Genomic DNA, 16769 nt, shown 5'->3' with positions numbered 1-16769 from the left:
GTCGGTCTTTTGCTATCTGGGCATTTTGCGGCTAAGTGTTCATTTGCTGACGTGTGCCTGAATAAATGGACAGATTTGTGCAAGGTTTTGGTCGGTTTTTGGTTTGACCGCAAAAACCGGTTTTGGGGCGTGGCTGTTGTGGAGCTCCTTTCCTGACACGATGGTGTTGGGAGGTTTTGCTATGGCGCAGCGCGAACAACACGAACGAGTCAAAAAGATGGACCGCTGGGCGGGCAAACTGCTCGGTCATAAGGCAGTGGTGATGGCGATACTGGTCGTCATTGCGATGGCGAGTGGGCTGGCGATGGCGAACCTTGGCGGCGGTGCCGGCGGTGTGTCGTTTGAGCGCACTGATGGTTCGGGCACGTTAGTGGAGCCGGGATCCGGCGATGCTTCGAGCGGAAAGACATCCGAAGGCTCTTCGCCTAAGGCGTCTGCCGCGGCAGAGGTCTATGTCGATGTTGATGGCGCCGTGGTGTCACCCGGTGTATATCGCCTCAAAGACGGGGCGCGGGTGGCTCAGGCGATTGATGCCGCCGGCGGGCTGGCGCCCGAAGCAGACGTTACGGGGCTTAATCGTGCATCCAAGGTCACTGATGGACAAAAAATTCACGTTCCAACGGTAGGGGAGCAGCAGGTGTCCATTGCGGAAGCCGGTGTTGATGGTGGGGCTTCCGCATCATCAGGCGTCGGTGGCGCAACAGGCCTAGTAAACATTAATACGGCAAGCTCGGCAGAGCTGCAGACGCTCTCGGGAATCGGTCCCTCAATGGCACAGTCGATTATCGATGAGCGGACAAAGAACGGTGCTTTTGCTTCGGTTGACGATCTGATGCGCGTGTCGGGAATCGGCGAGAAGAAGCTTGCCAAAATCAAAGATTGCATCTGCGTATGAGTGCGACCGAGCGAGAGCACGTGATGCCTCCGCGGCCCCTGATTCCGTGGACGATGGCCCTGTGTGCCGGCATGTGCGTGAGCTGCGCCTTGGTGCTCAGCATAGCCGCTGATGCGCTGCTGAGGGAGCGGGCGACGGCGGTCGGGCCGCTATGGGCCATTCCCGTTGCGGCAGCGGTTTTCGTTGTGCTGGCTCACTCTTGTGCGAGGCTTGCCCCTTTGAAGCGGTGGCTGTATGCCGCGTCCGTCGGTCTCATAGCGGGTGCGGTCGTTTCGGCGTGGTGGGCCGTGGGTGCGCTCAACGCCTCGAAGACGCTCGACGGTCGAGCGGCAAGCAGTCTCGAGTTTGTCGTGCAGGGTGACCCATCCATAAATGACGACGTGTATTCCTATACCTGCGAGGCACGCTCGGACGGTAAGAACTTGGCAACGGTTCGCCTATCGTGTGACCGTGAGTTCAAGGTCGGGGCGCACGTGCGTGTTATCGGTCGCGTGTCACGTTTTGAGAACGATGCGTATGGACGATCGCGCGTGCTTCGAGGCGAGGTGCGCAAGGTTAAAGCCGTTCGGATTGTGTCGGTCGATGAGGGTTCTCCGAGGCCGCTGCATCGGCTGCGAAATGGGCTGCTTGCGTCCATCGCGCCTGCGACCGACCCGGCGCGTGCGCTCATAGCCGGTGTCGTCTGCGGTCGTTCGGCCGAGCTGCGCGCCCAGCCGGCGGGCGACTGGTTTTCGGTGACGGGAACGGCGCATCTTATCGCAGTCTCGGGCAGCCATTTGGCTATCGTGGGGTTTGTAATCGAGGGCGTATTGCAAAAGACTCGGTGCTCACGTGGTCTTCAGCGGGCGATATTGGCGATAACGCTTGTGGGCTACGCTGCCTTTACGGGCGCGTCTCCCTCGGCCGTGCGCGCGTGCTGCATGGTGTTCGTGACGCTTGTCGTAAACGGCGCGGGGCGTCGTCGGCACGGCCTTTCGGCACTCTTCGTAACCATGTCCATCTTTGTGCTACTGCGGCCGACGGTGCTGTTCGAGATGGGCTTTCAGCTTTCATGTGCCAGCGTCTTAGCCATTCTGTGCTTTTGCCCCTATGCGACCTACGCTTTGGGTGAGCTGGGCGTGCCATCGGGCTTTGCCAGCATGCTTTCCGTCACGCTATGCTCGCAACTGGCGACACTTCCCATCACCATTCCTGCCTTCGGTACATTCTCGCTCATTGCTCCGTTGGCAAATGCGGTCATCGGTCCGGTGGTGAGCGTACTGCTCGCTGTGTCGATCGTTCTGGCTCCCTTTTCGCTTGTGGGACCGTTGCGGACTTGGGCGCTCGTTGTGCCCATGATTGCCGCCCGTTGCGCGCTGTTCTTCGAGCAGCTGTTTGCCGCCATGCCGGGTGCATCCGTGAGCGTGCCGCCCGATAGCATGTGGATTTACCTAGTGCCGTGTTTGCTGGCGGTTCTGCTGGTCTGGTGGCCGCGTCCCCGTACACGTCCTATGGCGGTGGGGCTTGCATGCCTGATGCTCTTGGCTGCGATTCCGTACGTCTATTGGGATCGATTCGCTCCGCCTTCAGTGACGGTGCTCGATGTGGGCCAGGCCGATGCGATTCTTATCCGCCAAGGCGGCGCAGTAGCTCTCGTCGACTGCGGGCTCGACGAGCGTGTGGTTGCGGCGTTGGTTCGCAATAACGTGCACCATATCGATGCCGTCTTTGTGACGCATTGGGATGAGGACCACTGGGGTGGTTTGCCTGCCGTGCTCGAACAGTTTTCGGTCGGAACGATTGCCGTGGCGGCGGATGCGCTGGAGGATGCTCCTGCCGAGGTATTGAACCGACCTGGCGTGGAGTATCGGCAGGTGCGCCGTGGGGATACGGTCGACATTGGCTCATTTTGCGCTCGCGTGATGTGGCCATTCGAGTTCGTGGATGGCGAGGGAAATGAGGACTCGCTTGTCCTGCTGCTCTCTTATGTTCAGGAAGGCAAGGGCCTGCGAATACTTCTCACCGGTGATGCCGAGCTCGACCAAGAGCGGGAATTCGTGCAGGAGGTGGGGGATATCGATGTCCTTAAACTTGGGCATCACGGCTCCAAGGTTTCAGTCGATGGCGAGTTGCTGGACGTCCTGAAGCCCGAGCTTTCCCTCGCAAGCGCCGGTGAGGGGAATCGATACGGCCATCCGTCCGATGCCTGCATCGATGCCGTTAAGGAAGCGGGTGGTGTGTTCGCGTGTACCATCGAACACGGCGACATTACCGTCACACCGACTGCGAATGGCTTTGCGATGCGATGCCAGCTACCGTGACGACGTCGTTGGCGTGTGGTGGGCCCCTGGGCTAGAATGGCACGGAACGAATACGAAGGCCTGCGGGAGGGGAGCGCAATGTCCGAAACCGGTTTGCTGCCGGCATATCTGATCGTCGGTACCGACGGAGTTAAGCGCGACCACGCCGTCTCGCGTATGAAAGCGCGTCTGGAAAAATCGGGTATGGTCGAGTTCAACCTCGACGAGCGAGACATGACCAAGGACCCCGATATCGAGTCCATTATCGGATCGCTTAACACCTTTCCGATGGGCAGCGAGTTTCGTCTGGTAATCCTCGATGGCTGCTCAAAGCTCGCCAAGGCGGTCTCGGAGCCGCTCGTTGGGTATCTGGCGAGTCCCAGCCCAACAACGGTCTGCCTCATCATCGCTGACTCACTTGCCAAGAATACGCGCCTGTATAAGGCAATCGCCAAGATCGACAAGAAGGCTATCGTCGATTGCTCGGGTACCAAGCGCTGGGAACTGCCGCGCCGTGTTCAGCAGATGGCGACGCAGCGCGGTAAGTCGATTTCGACGGCGGCCGCCGAGGAGCTCGTCTCGCGTTCGGGCGAAAACACGCGCATGCTCGATAACGACTTGGCTAAGCTTGCCCAGATGGTCGAGTCGCCCCAGATTGAACTTGCCGATGTTGAGCGCTGGATTGTACGTACGGCCGAGGTCCAACCCTGGGACTTCCTCAACGCCGTCTCGGCTCGCGATATGCGGCGTTCGCTCGAGCTCTTTAAGCTCCTGCCCTCCAAGAGCTACGTGTGGACTTACACATTGCTGTGCGGTCGCATTCGCGAGCTTATCGTCGCCAAGGCGCTCGACGCGCGTGGGCAGGGTCGCGAGCTGGCCGCAACGCTCAAGCTCCAGTCCTGGCAGGTCAAGAATCACCTTACCTGGGCGCGTCGTTTTTCGATGACCGAGCTCGTCGCAGCGCTCGAGGGTGCCGTTGATGTGGAGCTCGCGCTCAAGGGTTCGGCCGATTCTCAGACGGCGCTTTTGCTCTGGATTACGAACATCTTGAGAAAATCGTGATGATACCTGCCTATTTGACAAATTCGTTCTATCCCTTTGAGGGGGAGCGTGCTATAGTAGGCGCTTGCATGACCTCACCGTGTCTCAGAGGTGTCATACATTTTTTGCAAGGAACTCGAAAGGAACTCCAGAAGTGGCAAACATCAAGTCTCAGAAGAAGCGTATCCGCACCAATGAGGCAGCTCGCATGCGTAACAAGGCTGTCAAGTCCGAGCTCAAGACGCTGACCAAGCACGTCCAGTCCGCCGTCGCCGAGGGCGACGCCGAGAAGGCCCAGGCTGCCCTCAAGACCGTCACCAAGCGTCTCGACATGGCTGCCGCCAAGCATGTTATCCACAAGAACCAGGCTTCCAACCGCAAGTCCGGTCTTGCCAAGCTCGTGAACAGCATCAACGCCTAAGTTGTAAATTTCACACCACACAGATTACGCGCATAAATGGAGCCTGTTTTATGGAACAGGCTCCATTTTTTGTACCGCTCGGGTAAGATAGTCCGCATGAATACTTCAATTGACATTTCCCACATCCGCAACTTCTCGATCGTTGCGCATATCGACCATGGCAAGTCCACGATCAGCGACCGCATCCTCGAGCTCACCCATACCGTCGACGAACGCGACATGGAGTCGCAGCTGCTCGACACCATGGATATCGAGCGCGAGCGCGGCATTACGATCAAGTCCAATGCCGTCCGCGTTTCCTATGACGCCGACGATGGTGAGACGTATCAGTTCAATCTGATCGATACGCCGGGCCACGTTGACTTTACCTATGAGGTCTCGCGCTCGCTGGCAGCCTGTGAGGGCGCGGTACTCGTTGTCGACGCCACGCAGGGCGTCGAGGCGCAGACCGTTTCCAACGCGACGCTCGCCACGAACGCCAATCTGGACATTGTGCCCGCCATCAACAAGATCGACCTGCCCTCGGCCCATCCCGATGAGGTTAAGACCGAGATCGAGGATGACCTGGCGATCCCTGCCGATGATGCTGTGTGCGTCTCGGGCAAGACCGGCGAGGGCATTCACGATCTGCTGGAGTCCATTGTCTTTTTGATTTCGCCGCCTAAGGGCGATGCAAACGCTCCGCTCAAAGCGCTCATTTTGGATTCGTACTTTGACGAGTATCGCGGTGTGGTGGCTACGGTGCGCGTCTTCGATGGTTCCATCAAAAAGGGCGATACCCTGCTTATGATGCAAGCCAAGGGCGACTTATTGGTCGACGGCGTGGGCGTTAAGCGTCCTGCCGAGACCCCGGTCGACGCGCTGACGGTCGGCGAGGTCGGATATGTGGTCACGGGCTTGAAGGACCCCGAGGCCGTTCGCGTGGGCGATACCCTTACGTGGGCGTCGAACCCCTGCCCCGAGCCGCTTCCCGGTTATCGCGAGGCCAAGCCCATGGTCTATACGGGCCTGTTCCCGATCGACAACAAGGACTACGAGAACCTGCGTGACGCGCTCGATAAACTGCACGTCAACGACCCGTCGTTGGTGTGGGAGCCCGAGACTTCGGTGGCGCTCGGCTTTGGCTTCCGCGTGGGCTTCCTGGGCCTGCTGCACATGGAAGTCGTCAAGGAACGCCTGGAGCGCGAGTTCAACCTGGACCTCATTGCCACGAGTCCCTCGGTTGATTATCACGTCTACAAGACCGACGGCGAAATGATCGATGTCCGCAGTCCGCAGGACCTTCCCGAGGCCACACGCATCGATCGTATCGAGGAACCCTACCTCAAGGCAAAGATCATCTGCCCGCCTGAGTACACGGGTGCCGTCATGCAGCTCGCCATCGAGCACCGCGGCGTCACAACCGACATGATCCACCTGACGAGCAAATCGGTCGAGATGCGCTTCGATATGCCGCTCGCCGAGCTCATCTTGGACTTCTTCGATCAGCTCAAGAGCCGCACCAAGGGCTATGCCTCGCTCGACTACGAGTTCAACGAGTACCGTCCCTCCGAGCTCGTGAAGCTCGATATTTTGCTTTCGGGCGACGAGGTGGACGCGCTTTCGTTTATCGTCCATAAGGACAAGGCATATGGCCTGGCCCGAGGCCTGTGCGACAAGCTCAAGGAGATCATCCCGCGTCAGCTGTTCGAGGTGCCCATCCAGGGTGCTATCGGCAACAAAATCATCGCCCGTTCCACCGTCAAGGCGCGTCGCAAGGACGTTCTTGCTAAGTGCTACGGCGGCGATATCTCGCGTAAGCGCAAGCTGCTCGAGAAGCAGAAAGAGGGCAAGAAGCGTATGAAGGCCATCGGATCGGTCGAGGTCCCGCAGGAGGCGTTTATGGCGATCCTCAAGGTGGACGAGTAGGTCCATGGCGCTTTCTGAATACAGCAAGCGGCTGCTGGGTGCCTATGCCGAGCAGCCGTTCCTTATGGCTCCCATGGCGGGCGTGACCGACCCCGCCTATCGCATCATGTGTCGCCGCCGCGGTGCCAACCTTGCCTACAGCGAGATGGTGAGCGTGGCGGGTCTTGCCTATGCCAGCAACAAGACCTGGCGCCTGGTGCTACCGGCCGACGAGGAGCAGCAGATTTGCGTGCAGCTCTTTGGCTCCAAGCCCGAGCAGTTTGCGAGCGCCGTCGCCGCCGTCGAGGAGCGCGTTGGCGATCGCCTGTCGCTCATCGATATCAATATGGCATGCCCCGCCCGCAAGGTTGTCACCAAGGGCGAGGGTTCGGCGCTCATGCGCACGCCCGACCTGGCCGAAAGAATCGTCGAGGCAGCGGTGGGCGCGGCGCATGTTCCCGTGACCGTCAAGATTCGCAAGGGCTTTTATGCCGAGGACCGTAATGCCGCGACATTTGCCCAGATGCTTGAGAGTGCAGGGGCTGCCGCAGTCGCCGTGCATGGTCGTTGCGCCACGCAGCTCTACACGGGCCAGGCCGATTGGTCGGTCGTCGATGAGGTTGCCGACGCTGTCGAGATTCCCGTGATTGGTTCGGGCGATGTGTTCTCGGCCGAGGACGCTGCTGAGCATCTGCACGGCTCGGGTGCCAGCGCGGTGTTTATCGCACGCGGCATCTACGGCAATCCGTGGGTGTTCGGCGATGCCCGAGCCCTTGCACTCGATGGCATGCCGGTTCCTTCTCGCTCCTCGGTCGAGCGGCTGGAGGCTCTGCGCGAGCACCTGACGTTGACGCATGAGCTTCTGCCGCTCATGTCGCGTGCTCGCACGTACGCAAGCTGGTACTTAAAGGGCATGCCCCATGCCGCCGCCTGGCGCGCTCAGGTGGTGCGTTGCTCTACGTACGAGGAGTTTATGGCGCTGGTCGATGATATCGAGCGCGACGTGGTGGTCTGCGAGGCCGCGCTTGCCGCCGGCGAGTCGGTGCCTGCTCATCCGCTGGAGGCCTAACGGTGGCCGTTACCGCGCTGTACGTGCACGTGCCGTTTTGCGCCCAAAAGTGCCGGTACTGCGACTTTGACTCGCGCAGCTTTGCTCCGTGCGACCTGGATGCTGCGCTCGATGCCTATTTTGAGCAGCTGTATGCGCGGCTCGATGCCTTTGGCAACGCTGGGGCACTCGGGCAGGTCCGCACAGTCTACGTAGGCGGCGGCACGCCGTCGCTGGCAGGGGAGCGCCTGGTGAAACTTGCCCGTCGTATCTCCATGTGGTGCAAGCCCGTTGAATTTACTTGCGAAGCCAATCCTGAGTCGCTGACCGCCGAGCTCGCCACCGCGCTTGCCGAGGCGGGTGTCACGCGCATCTCTCTGGGCGTGCAAACCCTCGACAATACCGAGCTGGCTGCTATTGGCCGCATTCACGATGCTAATCGGGCACTTGCGGCTATCGCGACGGTAAAGGACGCTGGCCTCGATGTGTCGTGCGACCTTATGTGTGGCCTTCCCGGGCAGACGGCGGCGAGTTGGCGGCGCACGCTCGATGGCGTTTTGGCGGCGGCGCCTCATCATGTGTCGGTCTACCCGCTCACGCTCGAGGAGGGCACGCCACTCTATCGCATGGCGTGCCGTGACGAGTCGCTCGAGCCTGATGAGGATTTTCAGGCCGCCTGCATGGATGTGGCACGCGAGCTCCTGGGTGCCGCCGGCTATCACCCGTATGAGGTGGCAAGCTACGCGCTCGACGGCCATGAGTGCGCCCATAACATTGCCTACTGGACCGGACGGGGCTACCTGGGCCTGGGTCGTTCTGCCGCGGGCATGCTCGACGACGAAGATTTCGACCGTCTTGCAGGTTTGTTCCCCGGCGTGTCTTCTCGAGGCGATGCGTACCGCGTGCGTCTGGTGCAACGTGACGATGACGCGACGGCGTTCGAGGCCGAATATCTGTCGCAGCGTGAGGCTGTCGCCGAAGACTTGATGCTCGCTTGTCGCATGACGCGCGGTGTTGCGTCCGACCTGTTGGCTCGTACAGCTTGCGTCATCCCAACGGGCGAGCTGGCAGCTGCCTGCGATCGCGCGCTCGAATTGGGTCTTGCCACTTGGGTGCCCGAGACGCTCTGGGGTCATGAGGGACCCTTCACTACGGCAGATGTCGTCGCGGGCCATGTTCGAGCTCGTCTGGCGCCGACCCATCTGGGCTGGCTCGATGGAAATGTTCTGTTCGAGCTGTTTTGGGATCTAGCTTAGGCCGCTCGGGTAGAATTACCGGAATATATACGCTGCTGTGAGCAGGAGGTTGCCGCGCATGGCGACGATGAACGAAAAAGATTACTACGAGATTCTGGGTGTCTCCAAGGACGCCACCTCGCGTGATATTCAAAAGGCCTTCCAGCAAAAGGCCCGTAAGCTCCATCCGGACGTCAATAAAGAGCCGGATGCCGAGGAAAAGTTTAAAGAGGTTTCCGAGGCCTACGCCGTACTTTCGGATGAGCAAAAACGTGCGCGCTACGACGCCATGCGTTCTGGCAATCCCTTTGCCGGTGCTCCTACGGCTTCGCCCTATGGTGGCGGCTACGCCGGCAGCACGGGCTATGGCAATCCCTTTGAGGGCGGATTTCCCTTTGGTGGCGCCTGGGGCCAGCAGCGTCGCGGCCAGGCTGCCTACAATCCCGAGAACGGCGCCAACGTGGTCGTCGATATCAAACTCGACGCCAAGGAGGCCAAGGGCGGTGCCCGCAAGACCGTCCGCTACACGCGCTTCGATACCTGTAGCAACTGCGGCGGCTCGGGCTCCGTTTCGTCTGAGCATGCCCATACCTGCCCGAGCTGCGGTGGCCGCGGCCACATCGACGTCGACCTGTCCTTCCTGTTTGGTGCGGGCACGTTCCAGTCGGTCTGCCCCGAGTGCGGCGGTTCCGGTAAGGTCGTGGCCGACCCCTGCCCCGATTGCGGTGGCAGCGGGCGAACCCGTGTGACCTCCGAGCAGACGATTGAGTTTCCTGCCGGCACGCACGATGGCGACGAGGTCCGCATTAGCGGCATGGGCCATGCTGGCACTAACGGTGCCGCGGGCGGCGACCTGGTCGGCCGCGCCCATGTTGAGGCCGAGCGCTTGGAAGGCAAAGCTCGTACTGGCTTTTACCTGATGGGCATTGTGGCGCCGTTTTTGGTGCTGTCGGCCATCTCGGGAGTGTTCTCGGCCTTTGCCGTGATGTGCTTTATTCCGTTTACCATGGGCCTGTTCATGGTGCTTTCGGACGGTGTGCTTCATCGCAGCCTGCTGTGGTGGAAGCGCGGTGCGATGCAGTTTGCCAACGGTTTTGCCAACGGCTTCATGTTCGCGCTCGTGTCGGTTTGGTTCGCGAGCTGCTCGCAACGGGCCATGCTTTCGCCGTATCAAATGCAATAACATCAAACCCTTTGTTTGCGGTCGGCCCAGCTTGGGTATAGGACGCACTGTGACAATAATGAAAGTCGGAAGGATTCGGTCGTGTCGGAAAATAGGGATTACTACGAGGTGCTTGGCGTCGACAGGGATGCCGACGCGCGGACGATTAAGCGTGCGTTTTTAAAGAAGGCCCGTACCGTACATCCGGATGTTTCGGACGATCCCGAGGCCGAGGCCAAGTTCAAGGAGCTCAACGAGGCCTATTCCGTTCTTTCCGATGAGCAGAAGCGTGCTAACTACGACCGTTACGGCACTGCCGACGGTCCTGGTGGTTCGGGCTATGTCGACATCAACGATATCTTTGGTGGCATGGGCATGGACGACCTGTTCTCGTCGTTCTTTGGCGGTGGCGCCGGTGGTGGCGCCCGCAGTCGTCGTGAGCGTCGTCGCGGACGTGACATGGCCATCTCCCTTTCGGTGACCCTTGAGGAGGCGGCGCTCGGTTGCAAAAAGACGATCAGCTATGATCGCCTTGCTCCTTGCGAGGACTGCAACGGTACCGGTAGGGCCGAGGGCGCACAGGAAAAGCAGTGCAGTCGCTGCCACGGTACGGGCTACGTCACGACGGTTCAGCGATCGTTTTTGGGCCAGGTTCAGTCTTCCTCGCCTTGCCCCGACTGCCATGGCGAGGGCACGGTCATCGACCATCCCTGCGAGACCTGCGACGGTCAGGGCCGCACGCCTTCGCACGAAAAGATCGACATCGATATTCCCGCCGGCGTTTCGACCGGTCGCCAGCTGCGTGTGAGCGGCTTTGGCGAAGCCGGCCTTCGCGGCGAGCCTTCGGGCGACCTGATTGTCAACGTGCGCGTTGCCGACCATGAGCGCTTTAAGCGCAACGGTGACGACCTGTACCTGGTGAGCGATATCTCGATTGCGCAGGCTGCGCTCGGCTGCGAGATCGAGGTCGGGGGCATTATGCCCGACGAGGTCGTTAAGGTGACGGTTCCCGCCGGCGCCCAGTACGGCGACACCGTGAGCGTCAATAATTACGGCATGCCGCGCATTGGCGGTGGCGGTTCGCGTGGCCGCCTGATCGTGCAACTGCGCGTGGTCGTTCCCACCAATCTTTCCAATAAGCAACGCGAGCTGCTCTGTGCTTTTGCCGATGAGATGGGCGATGACGTCGCTTCCGGTAAGAAGTCGGTGACCGACCGTATCAAGAGTGCCCTCGACGATATCCTCGATTAAGGAGCCCGCGTGCTCGCACCCCATATTTCCGTCGTCAACCTCGGCTGCCGTGTCAACCGGGTTGAGTCTGACCGTATCACTGCCGATCTTATGCGCTTGGGCTTTGCTATGGTGGAGCCCCAGAATGCCGATCTGATCGTCATTAACACCTGTGCCGTTACGGGCGAGGCCGAGGCCAAGACCCGTAAGGCCGTCCGTCATGCGCTGACCCATCCAAACGAGCCTTATGTGCTCGTGACCGGTTGCGTGGTCAATTTGCATCCCGAGGAGCTGTTGGAGCTTTCGGATCGCGTGATCGCCGAGCCGTCCAAGATCGATGTCGCCGAACGTGTCTGCGAGGTGCTGGGCGTTGAGTCCGATAGCGTTCCCGCCTGCAGCGATGGCGAGGTGGTCGATGCGCTCGGTCGCTCTCGCCTGGGCGTGAAGATCCAGGACGGCTGCAACCATCGCTGCACCTATTGCATTGTGTGGAAGGCGCGCGGCCCCGAGCGTTCCGTGCCCGTCGAGTCCGTGCTTGAGCAAGTTCGCGAGGCCCAGGAGGCCGGCGTGCCCGAGGTAGTGCTGACCGGTGTGAACCTGGGTGCCTACGATGGCAAGAGCGCGACCGACGAGCATGTCGAAATCGATGAGCTGCTCGAGGCCATCATGGAGCGCACGACTATTGCGCATGTGCGCATTTCCTCGGTCGAACCCATGGATATCTCTGAGCGCCTGCTTAAGGTTATGGCGCGCTATCCGCAGCGTATTGCCCCGTTTTTGCACCTGCCCGTGCAGTCCGGCTGTACGGCAACCTTGCATCGCATGGGTCGTCCCTATAGTGCGGAGTCCTTTGAGGACACGGTGCGTATGATTCGCGCCAACTTGCCCCAGGCGTCTCTTTCGTGCGACGTCATCGTCGGTTTTCCTGGTGAGACGGACGAGGAGTTCGAGGAGTCGCTGGCGCTGTGCCGCCGTGTGGGTTTCTCACGTATGCACGTGTTCCGCTACAGCAAGCGTCCCGGTACCCTTGCTGCCGACATGCCCGACCAGGTGCCGCCCGAGGTTATGGCCGAGCGCAGCCGCCGTATGCGAGCCGCGGCGCAGGAGCTCGCTATTGCCGATGCTCGTCGTCGCGTGGGCACCGTCGAGCGTGCCGTGCTCGAGTATGGTGACAACCTGACGCTCGGCTCGTTCCATCATGCCCGTCTTGACGATACCTGTGGACTTACAGCCCCGTGTCTGCTCGATGTTGCTATCATCGGAGTCGATGATTCCGGCTTGGTCCATGCGCGCAGGGAGGTCCATGGAAGCCTCGAAGATTAGACTTACCGTTCCCGAGGGAATTGATCCCTCGCGCGTTTTGGGCGTCGGCGACGGCGTCCTTCGTGCGCTCGAGAGCTTGGTTCGCGCTCACGTGGTCGCCCGTGGCGATAGCATCGCCGTGAGCGGTGACCCGGATGAGGTCGAACTCGTGGCGCGTTATTTTGAACACGCTTTTCGCGAGGCGGCGGCCGGTCGTACCCTGTCTGCCGACGATGTCTCGCGTTGCCTGGCCGTCTTGCGCGACGGCGAGCATGAGGCCACATCGCTTCGCGATGACGTGCTGCTTTCATACCGCGGTCGCGTCATTCGTCCCAAGACGCTCGGGCAAAAGCGCTATGTGGATGCCATCCGCTCGCATACCATCACGTTTGGCCTGGGTCCAGCCGGTACCGGTAAGACTTATCTGGCCATGGCGCTCGCCGTTGCCGCGCTCAAGCGTCACGAGGTGGGTCGCCTAATCTTGACGCGCCCGGTTGTCGAGGCGGGGGAGAACCTGGGCTTTTTGCCCGGTACCCTCGAGGAAAAGATCGATCCGTACATGCGCCCGCTCTACGACGCCCTTTTTGACATGATGGATCGCGAGCGCACCGATGAGCTTATGGAACGTGGCGTGATCGAGATCGCCCCGCTCGCCTACATGCGCGGCCGTACGCTGAGCGATGCGTTCGTGGTGCTCGATGAGGCACAAAACACGACGCCCGAGCAGATGAAGATGTTCCTGACGCGCCTGGGCTTCAACTCCAAGTTCGTGATTACCGGCGACTTGAGTCAGCGCGACCTGGTGGGTCGTCGTGGCGGCTTGGCGGATGTCGAGAAGATTTTGGGCCGTGTCGACGATGTGGCATTTTCTCACCTCGAGCGTGCCGACGTGGTGCGTCATGCCCTGGTGGGTCGTATCGTCGAGGCATATGATGCTTATGATGACGTGCGTGAGCAGCGTTCGCGCGACCGAAAGGAGTCCCGTTGAGTGTATTGATCAGCAACGATGCCGAGCTCGATACGCTGCTCGACGCGCAAGAGGTGGAGCACATCTGCGAGGTCGTGCTTGCCGCCGAGGGCGTTGAGCGTGAAGTTGAGATTTCCCTTTCGTATGTCGACGAGGACGAGATGCACGAGCTCAACCACGAGTGGCGCGGTATCGACCGCACCACCGATGTGCTCTCGTTTGAGTGCGATTCGGCCTTTGACGATGACATTCCCGCCGATGAGACGCTCGAGCTCGGCGATATTATCTTGGCCCCGCAGGTTATTGCCCGTCAGGCCCCCGGTTTTGGCAATAGTCCCGCTGATGAGTGCCGTCTGATGCTCGTACACGGAATGCTGCACCTGCTGGGCTATGACCACATCGAGGACGACGAGGCCGAGGTCATGGAGGCCCGCGAGGACGCCATCCTGCGCGATCTGGCGCTCGAGCGCGGCGAGGACCCCAAGCTAGTCCACGTCGGCCCCATCACCAACCATGCCCACGACTAGGAGCCGTCTATGATTCCCGGATCGAACAAGGACCATCCGTCCTTTTTAAAGTCGTTTTCTTACGCCATGGAGGGCTTCGTCACCGCCGTCAAGACCGAGCGCAACATTAAGGTCATGCTCGTGGCGGGCGTGTGCACCGTCATTGCCGGCTGCATCGTGGGGCTCGACATTGCCGAGTGGGCCACGATTATCATCTGTTGTGGCCTGGTGATTCACGGCGAGCTGTGCAACACCGCTATGGAGGCTATCGTCGACCTAGCGACCCAGGAGCTCCATCCGCTGGCCAAGCGTGCGAAGGACATCGCCGCCGCCTCTGTATACGTTCTTTCCATCACCGCCGCGATTGTGGGCGTGCTGGTATTTGCCCACGCGCTCGGCTTTATTTAGAAAGGGATTCCCATGTCCGACAATATGCAGTCTACCGATGAGATTTTGGACGACGAGTCCCCGGATGCTAAGGCGACCGAGGCCTATGAGGAAGTCGAGGAGTTCGACCCGTTTGAGGGCATGAGCGACGAGGAGCTCGACGCCCTGTGCGATGAGGACGACAGCCTCGCGGGCTTTGGCGACGTTGAGCCCGGTTTCCGCAGTGGCTTCGTGGCCTTGGTCGGCCGCCCCAACGCCGGTAAGTCAACGCTGCTCAACGCCTGCTATGGCAAAAAGGTCGCCATCACCTCGCCGGTGGCCCAGACGACCCGCCGCCGCATGCGCGCCGTCGTCAACCGCCCCGGCTACCAGCTGGTCTTTGTCGATACCCCGGGTATCCACAAGCCCAAGGACGGTCTAGGGTCCGAGCTCAACAAGAGCGCGCTGTTCGAGCTGAACGATGTCGATGTTGTCGCGTTTTTGATTGATGCCACCAAACCGATCGGCAGGGGAGACGCCTGGGTTGCCGAGCGTGTCAAGAATGCCCGTTCCAATAAGGTCCTGGTGCTCACCAAGGCCGATGAAGCCGACCCCGCACAGGTCATGGAGCAGCTTAAGGCCGCCCACGAGCTTATGGAATATGACGACGAGATCGTGACGTCGTCGGTCAAGAACTTTAACGTCGATGCCTTCATCGAGACCGTTGCGCACTTTTTGCCCGAGGGTCCGCGTTGGTTTCCCGAGGACATGGGTACCGACGCTTCCGATGAGACGCTCGTTGCCGAGTTTGTGCGCGAGAAGGTCTTGCGCCGCACCCGTGATGAGATCCCGCACTCCGTGGGCGTGATTTGCGATGCGCTTGAGCAGACCAAGAAGGTGCTGCGCGTGCACGCCACCATTTACGTCGAGCGCGAGGGCCAAAAGGGCATCATCATCGGCAAGGGCGGCGAGATGATCAAACATATCGGCATCGACGCCCGTCGCGACCTTGAGCGCATCTTTGGCACCCAGGTCTTTTTGGAGCTGGACGTGAAGGTCAAGGCCGGCTGGCGTGACGACGAGGCCCAGATTCGCCGCTTTGGCTATAACGCCGAGGATTAGGGACACGCGGCGCGAATGGCAGGTTCTCGTACATATCGCACGAAAGTGCTCGTGCTCGATAAGACGAAGCTCAAAGAGACGGACCTGATCCTGACGATGCTTGACGAGCGGGGTCGGCAGGTTCGTGCCGTGGCAAAGGGCGCCCGCAAACCCGGCGGACGCCTGGCTGCGCGCTGCGAGATGTTCTGTACCGTTGATCTGCTGCTTGCGCATGGACGGTCGCTCGACGTGGTTTCCCAGGCCGAGCTTATGGAGGCGCCGCTCGGCGCCGCGCCCGATTACGAGATGACATGCGCCGCAAGCGCGATCGCCGAGGTCGCGCGCGTGTGCTCGTTCGAGGACGCCGAGGATCCGTTTACCTTTGCCATAACGCAGCGAGCGCTTGCCCTGGTGGGCAGCGGGCTCGACACGGCACATATGGATCTACTTGTGGCGGCATATGTCTTTAAGCTGCTGTCGCACGTTGGCTATCGACCTGATTTTTCGGCCTGCGTGCTGTGCGGTGACCCCATGCTGTCGTATTTTTCACCCCAGGCGGGCGGTCTTATGTGCGGGTCGTGCGCGTCGAGCGTGCCCGGTGCCGAGCTGGTCTCGACCGGTGAGGTCGCATGGCTGCGCGCCCTCATGTCCATGACCTTCGATGCGCTCATGGCCGAGAGGGTCGACCCCCATACCGCTGCCTTTTTGCTGGGGCTTTCGCACGTGTGGGCTGCGACGCACACCGATCAACGTCTCCGTGCGATGGAATTCATGTTGGGTCGGTGATGATGCGCAGGCGCGGGCTGCTTGTGGTAACATACCGACCTGTTGGTACCTCGACCTTGGTTGCTCGCTCCACCGGCGGCTTCCCAGTCCGAGGCGAATCGAGTCGCCCGATGGCGACGCAAAACGAAAGGTGAAACAATGACTGTTTCCAAAGAGCGCAAGGCGGAGCTGACTGCCCAGTTCGGTAACACCCCGGTCGACACCGGCAACCCCAAGGTTCAGGTCGCCATCCTGTCCGAGCGCATCAAGGAGCTGACCGAGCACATGAAGTCCCACCAGAAGGACTTCCACACCCGTCGTGGCCTGCTCATGCTCGTCGGCCGTCGTCGTCGTCTTCTCTCCTACATCAAGAAGAACGACATCGTCGAGTACCGTGAGCTCATCAAGGCTCTGGGCATCCGCGACAACATCCAGTAGGATTTGTACATGCTAAGAGCGTCCTGCGCAGCGGGGCGCTCTTTTTGTGTAAGGGCGCGAACAATCACGCTCTGAAGCGTGGCGGGGGCAGGGGGCCCGCGTCACATGAGAAGCCCGCAGGCAAGG

The 16769-nt window shown here is 60.6% G+C and carries 16 protein-coding genes; all 16 read left to right on the top strand.

Features of this window, described 5'->3' with window-relative positions; genetic code table 11:
• Positions 1-181 precede the first annotated feature (181 nt).
• The 16 genes from DXD16_RS00855 (at position 182) to rpsO (ending at position 16643) form a co-directional block, all read left to right on the top strand.
• On the top strand, positions 182-895 hold the full coding sequence (locus tag DXD16_RS00855; RefSeq protein WP_158551484.1) for a helix-hairpin-helix domain-containing protein: 714 nt from the start codon (positions 182-184) through the stop codon (positions 893-895).
• Positions 892-3195: a DNA internalization-related competence protein ComEC/Rec2 gene (locus DXD16_RS00850; protein ID WP_117654810.1), complete on the top strand. Its 2304-nt coding sequence runs from the start codon at positions 892-894 to the stop codon at positions 3193-3195. The genes DXD16_RS00855 and DXD16_RS00850 overlap by 4 nt, the downstream gene beginning before the upstream one ends.
• A 78-nt stretch (positions 3196-3273) precedes the next feature.
• Positions 3274-4236, top strand: a complete 963-nt coding sequence (gene holA / locus DXD16_RS00845) for a DNA polymerase III subunit delta (RefSeq protein ID WP_117654809.1) — start codon at positions 3274-3276, stop codon at positions 4234-4236.
• Between the two features lie 133 nt (positions 4237-4369).
• Complete coding sequence (gene rpsT / locus DXD16_RS00840; protein ID WP_022094714.1) at positions 4370-4636, top strand: 30S ribosomal protein S20; 267 nt, start codon at positions 4370-4372, stop codon at positions 4634-4636.
• 96 nt (positions 4637-4732) lie between these two features.
• A complete protein-coding gene (gene lepA, locus DXD16_RS00835; RefSeq protein ID WP_117654808.1) occupies positions 4733-6544 on the top strand; it encodes a translation elongation factor 4 in 1812 nt (603 codons plus the stop codon).
• Between the two features lie 4 nt (positions 6545-6548).
• The gene (gene dusB, locus DXD16_RS00830) at positions 6549-7592 is read left to right on the top strand and encodes a tRNA dihydrouridine synthase DusB (protein WP_117654807.1); all 1044 of its coding nucleotides are present in this window, start codon (positions 6549-6551) and stop codon (positions 7590-7592) included.
• Positions 7593-7594: 2 nt separating this feature from the next.
• Positions 7595-8827, top strand: coding sequence for a radical SAM family heme chaperone HemW (gene hemW, locus DXD16_RS00825; protein ID WP_117654806.1), 1233 nt, complete (start codon positions 7595-7597; stop codon positions 8825-8827).
• 58 nt (positions 8828-8885) lie between these two features.
• Positions 8886-9989 (top strand): DnaJ domain-containing protein, encoded by a 1104-nt coding sequence (locus DXD16_RS00820; RefSeq protein WP_199408033.1) that lies wholly within the window; start codon positions 8886-8888, stop codon positions 9987-9989.
• Positions 9990-10070: 81 nt separating this feature from the next.
• Positions 10071-11219 (top strand): molecular chaperone DnaJ, encoded by a 1149-nt coding sequence (dnaJ, locus tag DXD16_RS00815; protein WP_117654805.1) that lies wholly within the window; start codon positions 10071-10073, stop codon positions 11217-11219.
• A 9-nt stretch (positions 11220-11228) separates the two neighbouring features.
• The gene (locus DXD16_RS00810; RefSeq protein WP_117654804.1) at positions 11229-12521 is read left to right on the top strand and encodes a MiaB/RimO family radical SAM methylthiotransferase; all 1293 of its coding nucleotides are present in this window, start codon (positions 11229-11231) and stop codon (positions 12519-12521) included.
• Positions 12502-13488, top strand: a complete 987-nt coding sequence (locus DXD16_RS00805) for a PhoH family protein (RefSeq protein ID WP_117654803.1) — start codon at positions 12502-12504, stop codon at positions 13486-13488. The genes DXD16_RS00810 and DXD16_RS00805 overlap by 20 nt, the downstream gene beginning before the upstream one ends.
• Positions 13485-13994 (top strand): rRNA maturation RNase YbeY, encoded by a 510-nt coding sequence (gene ybeY / locus DXD16_RS00800; RefSeq protein WP_117654802.1) that lies wholly within the window; start codon positions 13485-13487, stop codon positions 13992-13994. Before DXD16_RS00805 ends, ybeY begins: the two co-directional genes overlap by 4 nt.
• A gap of 9 nt (positions 13995-14003) precedes the next feature.
• The gene (locus DXD16_RS00795) at positions 14004-14381 is read left to right on the top strand and encodes a diacylglycerol kinase family protein (protein ID WP_117639888.1); all 378 of its coding nucleotides are present in this window, start codon (positions 14004-14006) and stop codon (positions 14379-14381) included.
• Positions 14382-14393: 12 nt separating this feature from the next.
• Positions 14394-15461, top strand: a complete 1068-nt coding sequence (gene era, locus DXD16_RS00790; RefSeq protein WP_199408032.1) for a GTPase Era — start codon at positions 14394-14396, stop codon at positions 15459-15461.
• Between the two features lie 15 nt (positions 15462-15476).
• Positions 15477-16226 (top strand): DNA repair protein RecO, encoded by a 750-nt coding sequence (recO, locus tag DXD16_RS00785; protein WP_117654801.1) that lies wholly within the window; start codon positions 15477-15479, stop codon positions 16224-16226.
• 138 nt (positions 16227-16364) lie between these two features.
• On the top strand, positions 16365-16643 hold the full coding sequence (gene rpsO / locus DXD16_RS00780) for a 30S ribosomal protein S15 (RefSeq protein WP_035138510.1): 279 nt from the start codon (positions 16365-16367) through the stop codon (positions 16641-16643).
• The last annotated feature ends 126 nt before the right edge of the window (positions 16644-16769 follow it).

It is taken from the genome of Collinsella sp. TF11-5AC (genome assembly GCF_003436775.1).
GTDB lineage: Bacteria > Actinomycetota > Coriobacteriia > Coriobacteriales > Coriobacteriaceae > Collinsella.
The sequence above is the reverse complement of the archived record's forward strand: the minus strand, read 5'-3'. Positions and strand labels throughout refer to the sequence as shown.